The sequence below is a fragment of the Pseudomonas sp. StFLB209 genome (genome assembly GCF_000829415.1).
Taxonomy (GTDB): domain Bacteria; phylum Pseudomonadota; class Gammaproteobacteria; order Pseudomonadales; family Pseudomonadaceae; genus Aquipseudomonas.
The window spans coordinates 4,547,276-4,564,120 of the sequence record NZ_AP014637.1; the positions used below are offsets into that span (position 1 = coordinate 4,547,276).

General features: G+C 53.6%; 20 protein-coding genes and 2 pseudogenes. 16 read left to right on the forward strand and 6 right to left on the reverse strand.

The annotated features are described in order from the left end of the window. Window positions 1–5 precede the first annotated feature (5 nt). Genes PSCI_RS20520 through PSCI_RS20535 form a run of 4 tightly spaced genes read left to right on the forward strand, consistent with a single transcriptional unit; the run spans window position 6 to window position 2,204 of the window. On the forward strand, window positions 6–320 hold the full coding sequence (locus PSCI_RS20520) for a hypothetical protein (RefSeq protein ID WP_045490581.1): 315 nt from the start codon (window positions 6–8) through the stop codon (window positions 318–320). After that, window positions 317–997, forward strand: a complete 681-nt coding sequence (locus tag PSCI_RS20525; RefSeq protein ID WP_045490583.1) for a hypothetical protein — start codon at window positions 317–319, stop codon at window positions 995–997. The genes PSCI_RS20520 and PSCI_RS20525 overlap by 4 nt, the downstream gene beginning before the upstream one ends. A gap of 57 nt (window positions 998–1,054) precedes the next feature. Further along, window positions 1,055–1,654: a hypothetical protein gene (locus tag PSCI_RS20530; protein WP_052483453.1), complete on the forward strand. Its 600-nt coding sequence runs from the start codon at window positions 1,055–1,057 to the stop codon at window positions 1,652–1,654. Between the two features lies 1 nt (window position 1,655). Beyond that, window positions 1,656–2,204 carry a tail fiber assembly protein gene (locus PSCI_RS20535; protein ID WP_045494665.1) on the forward strand — a complete coding sequence of 183 codons (549 nt, stop codon included), beginning with the start codon at window positions 1,656–1,658 and terminating at the stop codon, window positions 2,202–2,204. Between the two features lie 7 nt (window positions 2,205–2,211). On the opposite strand, the gene PSCI_RS20540 is transcribed toward PSCI_RS20535, so the two are convergent. Then, the gene (locus PSCI_RS20540) at window positions 2,212–2,391 is read right to left on the reverse strand and encodes a hypothetical protein (RefSeq protein ID WP_045490585.1); all 180 of its coding nucleotides are present in this window, start codon (window positions 2,389–2,391) and stop codon (window positions 2,212–2,214) included. Window positions 2,392–2,546: 155 nt separating this feature from the next. Between PSCI_RS20540 and PSCI_RS20545 the strand changes: the two genes are divergently transcribed. Next, window positions 2,547–3,092: a glycoside hydrolase family 19 protein gene (locus tag PSCI_RS20545; protein ID WP_045490587.1), complete on the forward strand. Its 546-nt coding sequence runs from the start codon at window positions 2,547–2,549 to the stop codon at window positions 3,090–3,092. Next, window positions 3,089–3,604, forward strand: coding sequence for a lysis system i-spanin subunit Rz (locus PSCI_RS20550; RefSeq protein WP_231906449.1), 516 nt, complete (start codon window positions 3,089–3,091; stop codon window positions 3,602–3,604). Before PSCI_RS20545 ends, PSCI_RS20550 begins: the two co-directional genes overlap by 4 nt. A gap of 47 nt (window positions 3,605–3,651) precedes the next feature. On the opposite strand, the gene PSCI_RS20555 is transcribed toward PSCI_RS20550, so the two are convergent. Then, a complete protein-coding gene (locus tag PSCI_RS20555; RefSeq protein ID WP_045490589.1) occupies window positions 3,652–3,984 on the reverse strand; it encodes a type II toxin-antitoxin system RelE/ParE family toxin in 333 nt (110 codons plus the stop codon). A 2-nt stretch (window positions 3,985–3,986) separates the two neighbouring features. Further along, window positions 3,987–4,247 carry a type II toxin-antitoxin system Phd/YefM family antitoxin gene (locus PSCI_RS20560; protein ID WP_045490591.1) on the reverse strand — a complete coding sequence of 87 codons (261 nt, stop codon included), beginning with the start codon at window positions 4,245–4,247 and terminating at the stop codon, window positions 3,987–3,989. Between the two features lie 107 nt (window positions 4,248–4,354). Between PSCI_RS20560 and PSCI_RS29850 the strand changes: the two are divergent. The 5 genes and pseudogenes from PSCI_RS29850 to PSCI_RS20585 form a co-directional block, all read left to right on the forward strand. Continuing rightward, window positions 4,355–4,699: pseudogene (locus PSCI_RS29850) on the forward strand (glycoside hydrolase family 19 protein); the annotation flags it as partial. A 483-nt stretch (window positions 4,700–5,182) separates the two neighbouring features. Then, window positions 5,183–5,377, forward strand: coding sequence for a hypothetical protein (locus PSCI_RS20575; protein WP_045490593.1), 195 nt, complete (start codon window positions 5,183–5,185; stop codon window positions 5,375–5,377). A gap of 111 nt (window positions 5,378–5,488) precedes the next feature. Continuing rightward, a complete protein-coding gene (locus PSCI_RS29455) occupies window positions 5,489–5,665 on the forward strand; it encodes a hypothetical protein (RefSeq protein WP_158497593.1) in 177 nt (58 codons plus the stop codon). A gap of 50 nt (window positions 5,666–5,715) precedes the next feature. Continuing rightward, on the forward strand, window positions 5,716–6,027 hold the full coding sequence (locus tag PSCI_RS20580; RefSeq protein WP_045490595.1) for a hypothetical protein: 312 nt from the start codon (window positions 5,716–5,718) through the stop codon (window positions 6,025–6,027). A 185-nt stretch (window positions 6,028–6,212) separates the two neighbouring features. Continuing rightward, window positions 6,213–7,214 carry a GTP pyrophosphokinase gene (locus tag PSCI_RS20585; RefSeq protein ID WP_045494673.1) on the forward strand — a complete coding sequence of 334 codons (1,002 nt, stop codon included), beginning with the start codon at window positions 6,213–6,215 and terminating at the stop codon, window positions 7,212–7,214. 243 nt (window positions 7,215–7,457) lie between these two features. Here PSCI_RS20585 and PSCI_RS20590 read toward each other — a convergent pair whose 3' ends face one another. Beyond that, window positions 7,458–8,417 (reverse strand): hypothetical protein, encoded by a 960-nt coding sequence (locus PSCI_RS20590; RefSeq protein WP_144403296.1) that lies wholly within the window; start codon window positions 8,415–8,417, stop codon window positions 7,458–7,460. Between the two features lie 390 nt (window positions 8,418–8,807). Continuing rightward, a pseudogene (locus tag PSCI_RS20595) lies at window positions 8,808–9,494 on the reverse strand (SOS response-associated peptidase). A 99-nt stretch (window positions 9,495–9,593) separates the two neighbouring features. On the opposite strand from PSCI_RS20595, the gene PSCI_RS20600 reads away from it, so the two are divergent. The 4 genes from PSCI_RS20600 to PSCI_RS20615 all read left to right on the forward strand — a co-directional run bounded on the left by PSCI_RS20600 (window position 9,594) and on the right by PSCI_RS20615 (window position 14,360). Beyond that, the gene (locus PSCI_RS20600; protein ID WP_045490598.1) at window positions 9,594–10,025 is read left to right on the forward strand and encodes a LexA family protein; all 432 of its coding nucleotides are present in this window, start codon (window positions 9,594–9,596) and stop codon (window positions 10,023–10,025) included. Then, window positions 10,012–11,292, forward strand: coding sequence for a Y-family DNA polymerase (locus tag PSCI_RS20605; RefSeq protein ID WP_045490599.1), 1,281 nt, complete (start codon window positions 10,012–10,014; stop codon window positions 11,290–11,292). The genes PSCI_RS20600 and PSCI_RS20605 overlap by 14 nt, the downstream gene beginning before the upstream one ends. A 180-nt stretch (window positions 11,293–11,472) precedes the next feature. Continuing rightward, entirely contained in the window at window positions 11,473–13,527 is a 2,055-nt protein-coding gene (locus PSCI_RS20610) for a nuclease-related domain-containing protein (protein ID WP_144403297.1), read from the forward strand. A 470-nt stretch (window positions 13,528–13,997) separates the two neighbouring features. Continuing rightward, window positions 13,998–14,360: a hypothetical protein gene (locus PSCI_RS20615; RefSeq protein WP_045490600.1), complete on the forward strand. Its 363-nt coding sequence runs from the start codon at window positions 13,998–14,000 to the stop codon at window positions 14,358–14,360. Window positions 14,361–14,370: 10 nt separating this feature from the next. Here the strand turns inward: PSCI_RS20615 and PSCI_RS20620 are convergent, their stop codons facing one another. Next, window positions 14,371–15,312, reverse strand: a complete 942-nt coding sequence (locus PSCI_RS20620) for a hypothetical protein (protein ID WP_144403298.1) — start codon at window positions 15,310–15,312, stop codon at window positions 14,371–14,373. Window positions 15,313–16,400: 1,088 nt separating this feature from the next. Here PSCI_RS20620 and PSCI_RS20625 point away from each other — a divergent pair. Continuing rightward, entirely contained in the window at window positions 16,401–16,811 is a 411-nt protein-coding gene (locus tag PSCI_RS20625) for a DUF2946 domain-containing protein (protein WP_045490603.1), read from the forward strand. Window positions 16,812–16,845 lie beyond the last annotated feature (34 nt).

Here is a 16,845-nt window from a genome sequence, read left to right on the forward strand (position 1 = left end):
ATGGCATGAGGATCTGGGGCGAGGACGGCCAGCTGCAGATCGATGAAGGCTCGTTCACCCTGCGCGTGGTGCTCTCGGAGGTCGTGACCTTCGGCGCACACCGCGAGGTCCGCGCCTTCCCGGTACCAGGCTGCCATCCGGGCAATGCGGTGGCCATCGTCATCCCCTTGGGACCGTACGATCACGCCCATGCCCGGCAGTTCGAAACCCAGATGAACCACGAACAGGCAGAAGTCGCTAACTACATGCGCTACTGGGGCGAAGGCCCGCACACCGCCAGCGGCTCGATGCGCTTGCTGGTCATGAGGTTCAACGGATGAGCGTTGGCCTGAGCTTCAGAAACGACCACGATGCCGTGGTGCTGGATTCCGAATATTCGCGGCTGTGCGTGATCGCCTCGGGGCGTTATCAGCCCACGGAGGAGCACGGGCTGGGCTCGACCACCTGGTTCCCGCGCATCGTCACCACCGCCGAACCGCCGCTGGTGTTCGTGCGCCCCGACACCGTCGGCGCCATCGCCAGCCTGTGCTTCATGCAAGTGCTGGGCGAGCCTGGTCGCTGGTCCGGGTTCTACGTGCGGGCCACCTCGATCCACACCGCACAACCCAACGGCCGCTATTTTGTCGCTGCCTTTGCAGCCCAGCCCGTAGCGCGTTTCGGCCTGCGCTTGTTCGCTGGCAACGGGCAGTTACTGTTCGACTCCGGGACGCCCTGCGCGGTCTTCACCCGCTCGTTTCAGAACTGGACCTACACCCATTCTGACCGCAGTGAAACCGGCAGCTACCGCAACTATTACCAGATCCCGTTTCACTTTCCCGAGAACGAATACCTGCTGATCAACTCGTTTGGCATGCCGCTGCTGTCCGGCGACAACGTCGGCCGGGTGCTGTCCAGTTGGTGGGACTTTCCGGGGCGGCGGATGCTGGCCATTACTGAGGCCTTCAGCAACCCCTTCGACTTTCACCTGCCGGCAGTCTTTGCACGCATGCACCACTGACCGGTTAACCGCTACCGAGCCCGCCCTGTGCGGGCTTTTTCATTTGCAGGAGCAGATATGCCACAAAAGATCATCGAACTGGGCCAACTGCCTGACGGTATTGGCGGCGACACCAACCGCAGCGCCAATGTGAAGTGCAACGAGAACTTTGCCGAGCTGTACAAGACCGCCACTGAGCAGTCAGCAGCAACGGTAGCGCTACGCACTAAAACCCAGGATCTGGAGAGGACACGAGCCAGAAACGGTGTGAACAAAGACATCAGCGCTTTGGAAGGTCTCACCACCGCGCTGAGCGTCCAGCAGGGCGGCACCGGGGCCAAGGATGGCAAAACGGCCTGCAAGAACATCGGGGCGATGATGCTGTCTGGCGAAAACGTTTCCCGCGGCACGGTCCTGGATAACGGCCACATGCCTGCGATCGCATTGATCGAGGGGGATAACACATTAATAGGCCCGCTGACCATTACCAACGCCGGTAACCAATATGCGAGCTGTGTGCTGACGCTGCACCGCAAGGGCCATTTCGCCTGCTTCGTAGGCCTGGACACCGATAACCAATTCAAGATCGGCGGCTGGTCCATGGGACGTAATTCTTACGTGATCTACCACAAAGGCAACACCACCCGCGCCGCCGACGGCACACTCAAGGCACTCTAAAATGGCAAACGCAGCAATCAACATCATGGGTGACGGCTCAACCTATGACGTCGTGACCATGGGCGGCGACGTCGCGGACATCCAGACCCGCCGGATCAATACCGGCGTGTACGAAGTCACTGGCACCCTCGGCATGGTCCCGCCACCCGACGGCTGGGGCACCGTCACCAACCCCGTCGATCAGATCAACGCCTCCTTGACCTACCAGGACAGCGTACTGACCCTGCACACCGTCGACCACGAGGAGCAACCGATCGATATCCCCAGCAAAGTGACCTTACACATCCTCGTGCCCGACGCACCACCCCCGCAATACGACGCGCCGCCGGCACCCGATCCGCATGACGACCTGGAGCAGGTTTACAGGCAGCGCCGGGCACATGCCGACGCGGTGATCCAGTCGCTGCAGGATCTGATCGATATAGGCGAGGGCACGGCGGAGACTGAAGAGCGAGTGCTGGATTGGAAGCGCTATCGGGTGGGGTTGAACCAGATCGCCCATTTGCTGCCGGGGCAGGGCGATATTCAGTGGCCGGTGCAGCCTGAGTGAACGGGGTTCACTCAGTCGCCGGTTCTGACTCGAGCGGGTAGCGCTTGGCTTCGTAGCGTTCAATCTCGGCACAGAGCCTTTCCAGCTCGTCGCCTTCCGGCGTATGACTTGGCGATCCCCACAGCGCATCCGCCCGGGCGAGTGCCGCCTGCAGATCCGCATCACTGCTGATCGGTTTGATTTCCACCTGCTGAGCTCCTTGCAATGCATGGACTGTGCAAGCGCCTGCCAGACGATTGCGATCACTCAGTCTTGCACGAAAACCCTGCCTGCTCGACCCACGCCTTCACGTTTTAACCGCGACCAAGCCGCCCTGAGCGGCTTTTTCCATTGGAGAACCCTATGGCGATTACCGCGCAACACCTGCTGCAGATCCTGCCCAACGCCCGCCCAGTCGCGGGCATTTTTGTACCTGTGCTAAATGCGGCCATGAACCGCTATGCGATTGTCACGCGCCTGAGAGTGGCTGCGTTCATCGCCCAGATCGGCCACGAGTCTGGCCAGTTGCGCTACCTGCGCGAGCGGGGCGGCGATGCCTACCTGGCCCGCTACGACACCGGCCGACTGGCAGCACGCCTCGGCAACACCCCCGAAGCCGACGGCGACGGCCAGCGCTATGCCGGACGCGGCCTGATTCACCTGACTGGCCTGCGCAACTACCGGGCTTGCTCTGAAGCACTGGGCATCGACTTTGTTGCCGAACCGCAACGCCTTGAAGAACCCGTCCATGCCGCCATGTCGGCCGGCTGGTACTGGGCAACCAACGGCCTGAATACCCTGGCCGATCACCGCGAGTTCGAAACCATCACCCGACGCATCAACGGCGGCCTGAACGGCCAGACCGAACGACTGGCCTATTACGAACGCGCCCTTGAGGTGCTGCCTTGACCCTGCCAGCCATGGCCTACGCTGTGGCCATCACCCTCATCATCACCGCCTCAGCCACCGCGACCTGGCAGATCCAGGACTGGCGTTACGGCCAGCAACTGCAAACCATCGCCCGCCGCCAGGCCGACACGCTGGCCAAGCAGGCGAATACCGCCTTGGATCAACAGCGCAAAAGCCAGCAGCAACGCCTGCAACTGGAGCGGCAGATCCAAGCCCAGGACGACATCCACTACAAGGAACTGACCGATGCAAACACTCGCCAAGCCCGGCTGCGTGATCGCCTGGCTACTGCTGACCTGCGGCTGTCAGTCCTACTCAATACCACCCCCAACCAACCCGCCGGTGTGCCCACCACCCCCCGCACCCCCGAGCTGGCTCATGCAGCCCCAAGAGCCGAACTTGACCCCGCGCATGCTCAACGAATTATCGGCATCACCGAGGATGGTGACCGGGGATTGAGGGCGTTGGCGGCTTGTCAGGCGTATGTCAGGGCGATTGGCGGCGGGGGATAAGATCGCAGGATGGATCGGCCAGGCGAGGCTCCTGGCTCGATGGTGACTCAGATTTTCTGGGTCAGAACCCTTTTCGTCAGGTGCCGACTGAAATCCATTCGGGTGCCGATCAGCATGCGGATATAGACAATCCTGTCATCAAACTCATAAATCACTTTCGTCTGTCGTACCAGCCTGAACTTGATGTTGGTCACGCCGAACTGCTTCAGCTCGTCAATGTCCGCGCCGTGTTCAGGGTTGGCCTGAATGTTCCGGAACGCTTCCTTGTACTCCGCATTCACCGTCTCCCAAACGCCCTTGCCAAACTGGTCGTTCACGTACCTTTTCACATCCCTGAAGTCGTCCTTGGCGCTGTCAAGGATGACGATTTCTCTCACCACGTTCAGTCGTCCATCTCATCCAGAAAAGCATGCGCGTCACTGAACTTGCCTTCCTTGATTTCCTTGCTGCCCAACGCAAGCAGCTTCAGCAGAGCCAGCGTCTCTTGCTGGCTCTCGTACTCGTTGATGTCCATGACCACCATCTTGGCTTCGCCATTCTGAGTAATGATGATTGGTTCAGGATTGACGGCGAACTCCTTGACGATTTCGGCGGCACTGGTCTTCAAATAGGTGATGGGTCTGATGTGGCTGGCCAGGGACATTTTGGGCTCTGCCTTTTGTGGTGGGGTGGAGGACAGAATGAGGTCTGAATTCTGTCCTGTCAAATGGGGTGAGTGTGCTGTGGGGGCCGAAATGGGAGGGTGGTGGAGCTGGCTGCTTAGGCCAGATCGGCCACGAGTCTGGCCAACTGCTTTTTTTGCGCGAACGGGGCGGTTCCAGCTACCTGGCCAAGTACGACACCGGCCGCCTTGCTGCGCGGCTCGGCAACACCCCAGAGGCCGATGGCGACGGCCAGCGTTATGCCGGCCGGGGGCTGATTCACCTCACCGGGCTGCGCAACTACCGCCTTTGCTCAGAGGCGCTGGGGATCGACTTCGTGAGCCAGCCGCAGCTGCTGGAACAACCGAATCACGCGGCCATGTCTGCCGCCTGGTACTGGGCCGTCAATGGCCTGAATACCCTGGCCGACAACCGCGAGTTCGAAACCATCACCCTCATCATCACCGTCTCAGCCACCGCGACCTGGCAGATCCAGGACTGGCGCTACGGCCAGCAACTGCAAACCATCGCCAGCCGCCAGGCCGACACGCTGGCCAAGCAGGCGAATACCGCCTTGGATCAGCAGCGCAAAAGCCAGCAGCAACGCCTGCAACTGGAGCGACAGATCCAAGCCCAGGACGAGATCCACTACAAGGAACTGACCGACGTAAACACTCGCCAAGCCCGGCTGCACTTGACCCCGCGCATGCTCAACGAATTATCGGCATCACCGAGGACGGTGACCGGGGATTGAGGGCGTTGGCGGCTTGTCAGGCTTATGTGAGGGCGGTTGGTGATGGGGAGTGATGCTTTCTGAAGATGCTTTTCGCAGTTACAAATTTAGCTCGAAAAAGCTTCTTGTTTGACCCTTAAAGGGTCATAATTGCACTCAAGGGGGACGCAAAACGCGCCGCCCGACACCCGAAAGGAAGCCCAAATGTTGCATGATGATCGTCAGAATCTGGAGTTGGAAAAGCTGCAGATCGAGAGCCGGAAGCTGCTGATTGAAACTCGCAAGCTAATGGCAGAAGAGAAGAAACTTAAGCGCGAAGCCTTCTGGTATCCATTTCTGGTAGGGGCGGGCTTGATAACCGCAGCCGGTGCACTGATCAAATTGCTGGATTTCACCTAACCCAACGGCCCCGGAAATCGGGGCCATCTCTCTTGAATTTTGACGGTTAAAGGTTCACATTTACCCAAGAGGGTTTGCTACTGGCAATCCCGCCACCCCATGAGGATGACCATGAAAACGCCTAATTCGAAGGATAACGCCCAGCTCAGCGCCGAACTCGCTGATCTTGACGCCCGGATGAATGCCAAGGAGTCGTTTGCGGAGCGTGTCGGCCTGATGCCGTTCGCAGCGGGTGCGTTGGCCGCGCTTATCGCCTTGATCGTTGCGCAGTCCATTTCCCACCTGTAAACCTACCGTTTAGCTCAAGCCCCCGGTCTACGGGGGCTTTTGGACTTCCTATGCAACGTATCGAACACTATGCCCCCCCCACGGCCGAGGATTTGGCGCGCTTGAAATCCGCGTTGGGTTTCACCAGCGCACAAATGGCCGATCTGGCTGGCCTGGCCAAAGGTTCTCAATGGCGCAAGTACACTGGCAGAACTGAAGATAGGGTGATGGGCATGCACATGCACTTCTACATGGCCGCGCTCTTGACCTTGCCTGCGGAAATGCTGGCGCAGATCGTCGAGAAAATGCGTGAGGATGGTGCGGATGTTGATTTGGGGTTGTTGCCAGCAGAGCTAGGCGGTATGGCCGCGAGCGAGGAGTAGGCAACAGTTGGTATTTTGACTCGCAATTGGCTTGGCCTCCAAAATATCGGATTTACTAGGTATACATTTTGTCTGTTTCAGTTATAGTCAGATGAATGTCACTCTTCAATGTGAGTAAGTATAGGCCCCAGGCAGCTCGTATCTGATTTTTAGTTATGGTTTCCATTGTTGGAGTGGTTTTCGTTATGGCTGAGCTTCGTGCCTCTGATTTTATTTTGCAGTATAGAGATATTAAACCAAAGCTTAAGCGGTTAGAAACTAATTTTCTAACCGCTTTGAACGATATGGTTGTTCAGGAAGGTATACCTATTTTTGCAATTGAATCTAGGATTAAAGAGGAAGATTCTCTTTTAGAGAAGGTTGCGAGAAAGGGATACGAGGCGAGGTTTGAAAGTGTAGAAGATCTTTGTGGTATTCGAGTAATCTGCTACTATCAGGCTGATATAGATAAACTTTGCAAGTTGATTGATGACGAGTTTCACGTTATCTCTAAAGAAGACAAACAGGATGAGTTAGGAGATAGTCAGTTTGGCTACAGGTCGTTTCATTATGTCGTAAAGTTAAAGGAGGAATGGTTGGCTCATCCATCGGCCAGAGGTCTTGATGGATTCAAGGCAGAAATTCAGGTAAGAACTATGCTGATGCATACTTGGTCTGCTATTAGCCATAAGTTGCTTTACAAAAGAGTGTCTGACGTGCCACCGCAGTTGCTCAGAAAGCTGAATAGGCTTAGTGCTCTTATTGAGTTGGCAGATGAGCAATTCGACTCTATAAAAGACATGAAGGTAGAGTACAAGAATGACTTTTCTAAGTTGGATCAGGGCTTTGATAATCTTGGTGATCTGAATTCTGACAGTCTGCTGGCTTTGCGAGATATATACTTTAGTAAGCGAGAACATGATGATAAGTATATCCCTGGTTTGTTGGAGGATATAAGAGATGCTGGATTTGACTTGAAGGACTTGGCTAAAAATATTGAATATGCGATGCCAGTTTTGGAGGAGCTGGAGAGGGAGTCTGCAGAGTACAAAGAACTAGAGCTGCCTATGTGGAGCTTTTCAGGTGTGATAAGGGCTGTTTTGGATCTTACTAGTGATCAATTTTTTTATGGGCGCGAGCATATGTTGCCGGATTATATCAAGGCTTCTAGGCATAAATATCGAGACATCCTAAAAGCGCAAAAGTAGGCGGGTGGTACGAGATTTTTCCAGCGCACGTATAGGGGGTAATATTCTCATAAAATGATCTGGTGGGGGTTAGATATCTATTGTTTATTGATGCGGTATCGGTGGCCGGTTTTAGGTGTTTTTAACTAGCGCCTTGTTTTTTTTGGTTTTAAATTCGATGCTCAAAGTTGCTGGGTGCGTTGGTGGATTAAAGTGTAAAAGACTAATTCAGGCGGATTCATATCTACGGCTTAAGTAGCGATATTACACGGCTCTATCTAGGTATGATATGTTTCGGTTAACCCGCTCCATCACTGCTGCATTAATCTGCATGACCTGCGCGGGAGTCGCCCCATCATGATCCCTTATCCACTTCACAAGATGATCCAGGTTAAACGCCATACTGTCGCCCGGTATCGGTGTGAGAACCGGTGTGCCGTCTCCACTCAAGCTCATTAACCAACGCCGATGTCGAATAACCGCTGAGGCGACCTTGTCCGCGATCTGGTTGGCCATTGATACATCCAGCTCCACTGCCTGCGCACCTGCTTCGATCAGTGAACGTCTGCAGCGTGACACGTAGTCTTGGACCAGATCATGGCACTCTTCCCGGACGTAGACGGGCAGTCCCTGCTTAGTGAGCTGGCTGTCCACCTCGGTCAGCCAAGCGCTCAACGCCGTAGCATTCTTGGTGGGTGCGATCAGACAGAGTCGCAGCACATCGTCTGGGCTTATCGCTTGGTAATCACGCCTGCCGAATCGCAGGGTGAGCCTTGATCCATCACTGAGCAGGCCCATCATTGAGCGGGCGTTTCCGAGTTCCAGCGCCTTGGCCACATCGATGGCCACGTACCACCTGATCGCACCGACCTGCTTGAATCTGAAGCTGTTGCCGGCATAGCTCAGGTGCATGTCGTAAGTTGATCGTCTGGCCCCTGTGTATTCACCCCAGATACCCCAGAGCTTTGGAATGGCTTCTGTCCGGAGTCTCTTGAGGTGAGCGCGAGTGATTCTGTGTTTACAAATTGGTTTCAAGTGCGCAAGCCATAGCCCAAGTTGCGCCAGTGGCAAGCAAGGTTCCGGACTGGCGTCATCTGCCAGCAAATTTGAAACGCAAGGGCGCAAGGCAGCGCTGATATAGGCATCGCACCAGACCAACCCCAGCGCATTGGTAACGGCAGGTAATGATAGGTAGGGCGCATTTTGGTGATCGATCAGCGCCAATCTGGAGAACTGGCAGTCAATGTCTGTTGGAATTATTTTGCATCGTCCTGGCATATTCACGACGTCCTTTCAGATGTGGCGGTCTTTTTGTGTTGGCTTTGTCATCGCCTGAGCCCAACTCTAATCCGTGCACCCGAGTCGTAAAAGCTGCCATGAGGGCGGGTCAGACTTCGTTTGGATTCTCCAGCCTCAGAAGTTCGCAGCAGTAGCCACGTCTTATGGATTTGATTCTTCGGGATATTTTCAAACGTCTGATGAGCAGAGCTGATAAATCCGAATGGGTTGTGAGAAATTTCAACTCCGTATGCGCGAATAAACTCGCGCATTTATCAGGCTACTCTGACGGGGGCTGCTGCGGTCTCTGAAGGCTTTCTGAGGCTCTGGAGCCGACTACGCAATCCGCTCGATGAGTTTCGGTCCTTGGTTCTTTATATTCCCAACTGCAGCGCTCACTGGGTACCACTCAAAGTCCTCAATTGGCCTGCTGTTCTTGGTCAGCTCAAGCGCCCGTTCTGCCGACAGATCTTCTTGCAGCCATTTGCGGGCATCCTCCGGGCTGAGTACCACTGGCCGACGGTCGTGAATGTCCAGCATGCCTGCATCGCTTGCATCCGTGATGATCACGAAACCGTCGCTTTCGCGGGGCGGTAACTCGGTGTGCACTTGAGCCAGGGCAGCGAAGAACATTGGTTCTCCGCTCTTAAGCCTGATGAGTTAGGGCTGTTTCTTCTTCGGGTCGTCAGGATGCTTGACCCATTCGAACCAGTTGTTGGCGGGCGCGAGTGCGCGGCCTGTTGGCCATAGCTGTTTGAAAAACTTCCCACCGGCCACTGTTTCAACCCGGGCATTGATCGGGGCGGGTCGTTTCCCGTTCGCCCAGTGCGGTGCCCATCCCCATTTCACCTTGTCCACTCGCAAGCCACCTTCGGCGCCACGAATCAGCTCAACCCGTGTGGTAGGTGCGACGTTGTAGCGGTTGATCGGTTCGTGGTCGTAGCCGTTGATGATCACAAGATCCAACTCAAGCTGGCGCAGATATGTGTCCATGTCTTCGTAGATCGAGTAGCGGCCGCACATGATGTCACCCGTCGAATTTTCCTACATTCAAGATTGACCACGGCCGGCTGACAGAGTTAACTGTATATACATACAGTACCTCACAAAAAAGGCATTATCATGAGTGTGACCATCCTTGGCCCTTTGGCTGAAAAGGGCGCCAAGCTCCCGTATCTCTCGTCTTTGGTGGCTGCCGGGTTTCCCTCACCCGCAGCGGATCACATCGAAAAACACATCTCGCTCGATGAGCTTTTCGACATACGGGCGCCCCACGTGTATTTGGTCAAGATCGAAGGCGACAGCATGGAGGGCGCTGGCATCTACAGCGGTGACCTGGTGATCGTGGATCGCAGCCTGTACGCCGAGCATGACGACATCGTGGTGGCGTCATTGAACTCCGAGCCGGTTTGCAAGCGCCTGCACATGCGGGATGGGGCAGTGGTCCTCAAGTCGGAAAACAGCAAATATCCGCCGCGACATGTCCTAGAGGGTGACGACCTGATCATCTGGGGTGTGGTGAAGTACAGCGTGCGCGACCATGACAACACGTGACAGAACATTCGCCCTGATCGACTGCAACTCGTTTTATGCGAGTTGTGAGCGCGTATTTCGCCCGGACCTGGCTAAGACCCCCATAGTCGTATTGAGCAACAACGATGGTTGTGTGATTGCCAGGTCCTACGATGCCAAGCGCTACGTGAAGATGGGCGCGCCGTACTTTCAGATCAAAGACGACCTGCGCCGTCACGGCATCATCGCTTTCAGCAGTAATTACGCGCTGTATGGCGATATGAGCGAGCGGGTGATGACCATCATCGAGTCGATGGTACCGGCGGTCGAGATTTACAGCATTGACGAGGCGTTTGCGGACCTGACCGGTATCCAAGGTGACCTCACAGCCTTCGGCCGCAAAATCCGCACGGCGGTGCATCGCTGCACGGGCATACCGGTAGGTGTCGGCATCGGGCCAACCAAAACGTTGGCCAAACTCGCCAACAACATGGCCAAGAGGCTTCAAGCCCACACTGGCGGTGTCGTCGACATCAGCGAATTGCATAAAAGGAATTGGGTGCTGCGCAACAGCAAGGTGGGGGAGGTGTGGGGCGTTGGCAAACGCATGCAGGCCCACCTGGAGGCAATGGGCATCATTACCGCCATGGACCTTGCCAACGCGGATGCCTGGAACCTTCGTCAGAAATTCAGCGTTGTGATCGAGAAAACGGCCCGGGAGCTGGCCGGTACCGCCTGCCTGGACCTGGCAGAAGCAGAACCCCCAAAGCAGGAAATCTGCAGCAGCCGCATGTTCGGCACCCGCCTGACCGAGATCCAGCCGGTCAAGGAAGCCGTGGCCACCTACGTATCAAGGGCTGCGGAAAAGCTCCGGGCGCAAGGCTCGGTTTGCAAACGCATGCGGGTCAGCATCAGAACAGGCATGTTCAATCCCGATGAAGCCAGGTACGCGCAAGGCGCGCTTGTAGAACTGCCGTACCCCACCAATGACACTCTGTTACTGACCAGAGCCGGTAGTGAAGCCGTTGAGCGGATCTTTCGGCCGGGCTTTCGCTACAGCAAAGCTGAAGTGTTGTTACTGGATCTGCGCCAGCCGGGAGAGTTTACCGGCGACCTGTTTGCTGCGAGGCAATCTCTTGGCATTGATCGGGTCATGAGTGTGATGGACGAGATTAATGGACGCTGGGGCAGGGGCACCGTGCGTTCTGCAGCAGTGCCCGCAGCACCTGACTGGGCGATGAAGCGGGAGTTGATGAGCGGGTCTTACACGACCCGTCTTGATCAGTTGTGGACGGTGAAGTGCAACTAATTAGTTTGGTATAATGGCGCCTATAAGATTGCTTTCGAATTGGATAGTGTGCGTAATTAGTTGGAGGAGGCTTGAAATTTATCGCTTGTCAATGATGGCTTAAATGTGTTTCTTAATGTCCTTGTTTTTGCGAATGCGATTTGTGGCTTTCTAGGTTTTCTATTGGTTAAGAGGTTGGGTGTGAAATTAAATAAAGGTTTTTTGTTAAATATGGCTCGTAAAAATAAACTTTCGCATCCGACTTCGAAATCGGGCCTGAATAAGAAAGAATGGGCGGAAGCGATTCAGAGCGCTGGGTTAGCCAATCCAATAGATAAGTCGATCGTTGAGACTGCACATTGGTTGGCTCTCCATTTTGAAAAGCTTGAATTAACTAGAAAGCACTATAAGCTTGAGCAAGGATGCTCTGTTGACCTAAAAGAGATTTTAAGTGTTCATTTGGCGGCAGCGAACTACGGGTTTATGCAGGTCTCGAAACAGTGCCAGTTAGCGTTCGACACTGATAGGGCGTCCAGCTTGGAGCAGCTAATAAGCTATAAAACATCTCTTACGCAAGATGGTTCAGAAGTGCTAGCCAGTCAAGTGGTAGCGGTCAGGCTGGATAGCCTATGCCCGGCAATCTACCATGCCCTGCAAAATAAGGACGATCTGAAAGGTGCGTATAGTTCATTGGGTGAGGCAGCTCCCGGATATGATAAAGCAACCTTTTTGATTGCGGAGTTGAAGTGCTCTCAGATATATACAAACTGTGCAAATATTTGGCAGGATGTTTTGTATGGGGATGCGTTTTTCGGACATATGGCTAGGCAGAAAGCGATAATTGTTTCTAAGCTAAATGATTTGGGGAGAATGCGGGCTATATGTGATTTTCGGCGAGAGCACCACAGTGGTGCTGCGTTTATAGAAATGGGACGCGTGGGGCGTAATGAGGTTTTTTTATTTGATGTGAATTTTCCGCTTAAATATATAAGGCTTCAAGATGGGGGGCTGATAAAGACGTGTTTTTTTTGTGAGGCTGATGAAGAATTCCAGAACTATGCCAGAATGCGGTGGTTTGAACCGGCAGCTCGTGTTGAGGCATATATCGTTCAGATGTTTGATTTGAAGGCTCCTAGTGAGCCGAATATTACGCTTGGAAATATTTTGTCGGTTTGGTTTCATCTTGCGATGATAGCGCATCAATTTTATGAGCGCAGTAGGTATGGCGATCTAGAAAAATTTGAAGATATTTCAAACTACTGTTTATGGTTGAATCGAACTGAATTGGAATTGGCGCTCTCTACAGTTACGGATCTACCAAGGTCGACCGTCTCATATTTGATGGAGTTGTTAACTTATCGTGCGAAAGGTTTGCAGGATGACTTGTGGGTAAAACCTCTGGTAGAGATCGATGGTGATATCGCATTGTCAGTCAGTGCGCTTATTTCCTCAAATCTGAAAAGAAATGTAGATGCATGGCTTCCTATAGTGGATCCGAAATCAAATTTACGAGGGAAGTACTTCGAGAAGTACATGGTGAGGGTTATGGAGGAGTGCGCTCAAAGCGACTCGCCGATTGCAGGAGAACTCAGATGGACAGGCTCTGTAAATCTCAAATACGGTCATGCACTGGAAGAGATCGATTTGACGTTTGCTTTTGGGCATACAGTAGTTGTTGTTGAGTTGCGTAGCCGGAGGATGCCTATTACTCCGCTGGATTATCATAATGCAATTCATGAGAAAGAAAGCGGGCTTTATAAAAAAGTAGAGCAGGCACGTCGCAAGGCGGAATATGTCAGGAGTAACCTAGAGCTTTTCTGCAAGGAATATTATCCTCATTTAAGTTCGGACCTTTCAAAGGTTGTAGTTCATTCTCTGGTTGTTATAAATGATACGTTTCATGCGGGATTTCCCTGTGAGGGAGTTCCGGTGCTTGATGAACATCTATTTAAGCACTTTCTGAGGGACGGTAAGGCCAAGTTTTTGGCGAGAAGTCCCGTGGATTTTCGGTTTTCTATTGTGCTTTATCGTGATCTAATTGGTGCGGAGAATTCTTTTCTTCAATATGCGATGAAGCCTACGTTGATTGAAGTGAATGAGCGTATGATTAAAGAGGTTGAGGTAATACACTCCATTTCTGATGGGGAGCCTGAAATGCATTGGTATTCATATGAAGTTGTGGAGCCTGAAAGTGATAGTTTAAAATTGGAGCTTCTTAAAGGTTTGAGTGTCGGAGAGTTGGTCGAACATCCTTGATGTGAGTTTAGATGAATGTCAGATCGTGGTGGTCTGCGGATAAGAGAGTGTTCGTGGGGGGAACTATCCAGCCTGAGAATAGTGAGACACTCTATGACGCCTCTCAACATAAACGATTGATGTGGGCGGGCGTTGATTTTTTATCGGTAGCCACCTTGGGAAGCGAAAAAGCGTTCCAGAACCGCGAATCAGCCCCCCGTATTCATTGGGTTTCGAGGTTGCCGTGCCTACCCCGGTTCGGGAATCCAAGCACGCTGGGAAGCCCGGAAATCAAGGGTTTACATCGAGGATTGCAAATCCGTTAACGCCGGTTCGATTCCGACCTCGGCCTCCACATTCGAAAGCCCCGTAGATCAAGGTCTACGGGGCTTTTTTGTTCGTCTACCGGATTTTTCAAATCGTGCATTTGGGGCAAATTTGGGACGCCGCAAAAAATTGCATGTCCCAGTGCCCACGGCAAAATCCGGTGCATGGCTACTTTCGAACAGCGCCCTAATGGCGTTCGCGCCCTGAGCGCTGGCGACGGGCTCGACTACCGCAAACGCACCACCGAACTGATCACCCAAGCCCGCCTCGACGCCGGGCTGGCGCTGCTGGCCGACGACGATGACGATGATTCACCGCTGCCCGTCGGCTTCTCGGCCGCCGCACTCTACGCCTTCGTCCTGATCCGCATCCTACCTACACAATGCACCGAGATGATCGCTTATCGACGTTGCGCCTTATTGTCTTCAACAGTTGAAGTCATCCGTCGTAATGCCCGTACCCGCGGGCCTTTTTCCGTCCGCGCATGCCCACACACGAGCTCAGCAGGGTGTTACTTGAAGACTTGAAGCTGCTTGCTCAAAACGGCGGTGACTCAGAGTAAGTCTGTTTTGTGAATGCCTCATCGAAGTGATTTTGGGTGGCTTGTTCAATTTCAAAATCCATGGGGTTATTGAGGGTTGAGTCGATGGTTGAGTTGTGACTGGCAAACCACTTGTATGCGATGGGTATGGCTGACCAATTTGTCGTAGAGAAAAATTTTTTCCGGGCATCAATGGCTTGATCTTTGAGCGCTCTGTTGATGTCCCGAGTAAATTCTGCCACTTCACGCTCGAGCTCTACGAGCAAGATGGGTTGAAGGATGGATATACCTTTTTTGTAGTTTTCGGCAGCCTCGGCCAAAGTGTTATGAACTGTTTTTTTCTTTAAGGCAAATGTGTCAAGCATACTTTTCGCAGTATCACAGTAAAGCGTTATGTTCGCTGAGGTTATGCATGGAGTATTTGATGCGTTTGAAAACGTATGGTGGTGCATGTTTCGATGCACTTGGTCAATGACTTTATCAGGGCCAAGGTTGATGGGCTGTGGTAGCCAACGAGTGTCCCGACAAAAACTAACGCATCTTGAGTACAGCTCATTCATGATTGGGTCGTATGTGCCGAGTCTCTCGCACGTACTGGTGAAACCCTTGGCGAGACCTAAATTGTTCATGTGGGCGGCATCCATGCTGTCCCACCCTGTCGCACTTAAATCGTCTGGCTGAACCGAGTCTTTCTCAAATGGGTTGCCAGTCTTCAGCCGGGCACCCGTATCAACCTGATGGGTGGCGTGATCTACGATGGCTGAATTAGGATCGATGAATTCGCCGTGAACCTCTGCCAGATAATCACAGGCAATTTTGATATGAAAGCAGAACATAAAATAATAACGCATGCGGTCTGCAGAGTGTCTTAGCAGAAGCATGTTCAGCGCGCCGCTTTCCATAGGAGCCGTAGGTGAACGATCTGACATCTGTCGCATATTTTTTCTTCCGCTGAATGAGCATGGATATGAGCGCGTGCCTTCAGCAAGGCTATGTCAGCCGCTATTGGAGCGTCAATTTTTTTCAAAGGGTTGGTGGTGCTGGCGCTTTACAGCTCTGGCAGCGCTGGCTCAAGTCGGCATCGCCGGGTCTGGCGACACAAAATTGCTCCGTAACCACACTCAGTATCAGAAGCGTACACTGAGGAATTTAGTCAAACGTTTGTTCAGCTCATTTATCAAAGGTCACTGTGCCTATGTCATAACAGCTTTACGATTTTCTAACCTGTCCCGCGTTTATTTTATCTGCTCTCAACGTGTCGAGAGGCAGCCAATAACCGCAGAAACGCGTTCCCATCAAAAGTTTTCGGATATCTAGCATCCTGCGGACGGAAGATCGGCTATCGAACAAACTTTTCTTGCGCAGGGTAAAGACATACGGCGATGTGCAGTACGCCAGCGGGCTTTGGAAAAGCATAAGAAAGGCAGGCAATGTTCAGGGAGAATTTCAGTTTTTGGTCACGCCGGACGAATCGATATTTGAAGGCTCTTTTATCGGTTCGTCCTACTTACATGTGATGCTGCACACCTCTAATCCGCCGCTTCAATCTTTCCCTGATGCCTCATCAGGCCAAAGAGGTCCTAGGACTACTGCCTCTGAGACTAGGCTTGAGGCTTTCCAGTCGAGGATCGCACGGGCACGACAAGGGGGCTGGCAGAGTTGGCGACCAATCCCTCTTGGGATTTGCCATGGCCATACGACAAAATAACTAGCCGGGGGCAAGCGAAGTGCCGCTTCGGCAGGCCCCCGGAAATGGGCTGCGTATCGATTCCGACCTCGGCCTCCACATTCGAAAGCCCCGTAGACTAACGTTTACGGGGCTGTCTGGTTATCCAGTCGAACAGGCGTCGGGGCTGTTGGTGAAATACCCCGTGTATTGCTTAAAAATCTCCAGCCGTTGTGCAGATTCTTCTTCCTCTAGAACGCCATGGCGCAAGATCGCATCGACACGCTTAACGCAAGACCCTGTCAATTTGCCGCATCAACCCGCTGCAACTTTTTCTCATCTGGTGATAAAGTCGCCGCCATGAAAATGGCCCGCACAGACCGAACCCTGATTGCATGGATGCTTTACGCCAGCGTCCTGTTCAGTCTGTTCGCCTGCAGCATCCACCACGGCCAGATGGCCGGGTTGGCGCTGAGCGGTTTGAGCGGTGGTTACTGCGCCATGGATGCCAGCGGCGGCATGGGGCAGGGCAGTGACGATGCGGGTCAGATGCAGAATGCTGCGGCGCAGTTTTCCTGCCCGCTGTGTTCGACCTCCGGTATGGCCCTGGCGATCAGTTCCATGGGCTGGCAAGTTCCGGTCATGGCGCAAGGAGCGCTGTCGCCGGTCGTGCAGCGCAGTTGGGCGCAGCCACCGCCGCGCTATCTATGGCCCTCACTCAATCCCCGCGCTTCCCCCTCCTTTTTCCCCGCAGTGAATCCAACCGTCTGATTCCGTCAGGCTGCGCGCTTTTGCAGTCGGAATC

What these genes read in the sequence shown, in the direction of transcription:
- PSCI_RS20560 (WP_045490591.1), bottom strand. Translation starts at nt 4,247, where the DNA reads ATGTCCCTGGCCAGCCACATCAGACCCATCACCTATTTGAAGACCAGT.
- PSCI_RS20605 (WP_045490599.1), top strand. Translation starts at nt 10,012, where the DNA reads ATGACAACACGTGACAGAACATTCGCCCTGATCGACTGCAACTCGTTT.
- PSCI_RS20545 (WP_045490587.1), top strand. Translation starts at nt 2,547, where the DNA reads ATGGCGATTACCGCGCAACACCTGCTGCAGATCCTGCCCAACGCCCGC.
- PSCI_RS29455 (WP_158497593.1), top strand. Translation starts at nt 5,489, where the DNA reads ATGAAAACGCCTAATTCGAAGGATAACGCCCAGCTCAGCGCCGAACTC.
- PSCI_RS20580 (WP_045490595.1), top strand. Translation starts at nt 5,716, where the DNA reads ATGCAACGTATCGAACACTATGCCCCCCCCACGGCCGAGGATTTGGCG.
- PSCI_RS20620 (WP_144403298.1), bottom strand. Translation starts at nt 15,312, where the DNA reads ATGCGACAGATGTCAGATCGTTCACCTACGGCTCCTATGGAAAGCGGC.
- PSCI_RS20520 (WP_045490581.1), top strand. Translation starts at nt 6, where the DNA reads ATGAGGATCTGGGGCGAGGACGGCCAGCTGCAGATCGATGAAGGCTCG.
- PSCI_RS20535 (WP_045494665.1), top strand. Translation starts at nt 1,656, where the DNA reads ATGGCAAACGCAGCAATCAACATCATGGGTGACGGCTCAACCTATGAC.
- PSCI_RS20615 (WP_045490600.1), top strand. Translation starts at nt 13,998, where the DNA reads ATGGCTACTTTCGAACAGCGCCCTAATGGCGTTCGCGCCCTGAGCGCT.
- PSCI_RS20525 (WP_045490583.1), top strand. Translation starts at nt 317, where the DNA reads ATGAGCGTTGGCCTGAGCTTCAGAAACGACCACGATGCCGTGGTGCTG.
- PSCI_RS20585 (WP_045494673.1), top strand. Translation starts at nt 6,213, where the DNA reads ATGGCTGAGCTTCGTGCCTCTGATTTTATTTTGCAGTATAGAGATATT.
- PSCI_RS20530 (WP_052483453.1), top strand. Translation starts at nt 1,055, where the DNA reads ATGCCACAAAAGATCATCGAACTGGGCCAACTGCCTGACGGTATTGGC.
- PSCI_RS20600 (WP_045490598.1), top strand. Translation starts at nt 9,594, where the DNA reads ATGAGTGTGACCATCCTTGGCCCTTTGGCTGAAAAGGGCGCCAAGCTC.
- PSCI_RS20625 (WP_045490603.1), top strand. Translation starts at nt 16,401, where the DNA reads ATGAAAATGGCCCGCACAGACCGAACCCTGATTGCATGGATGCTTTAC.
- PSCI_RS20575 (WP_045490593.1), top strand. Translation starts at nt 5,183, where the DNA reads ATGTTGCATGATGATCGTCAGAATCTGGAGTTGGAAAAGCTGCAGATC.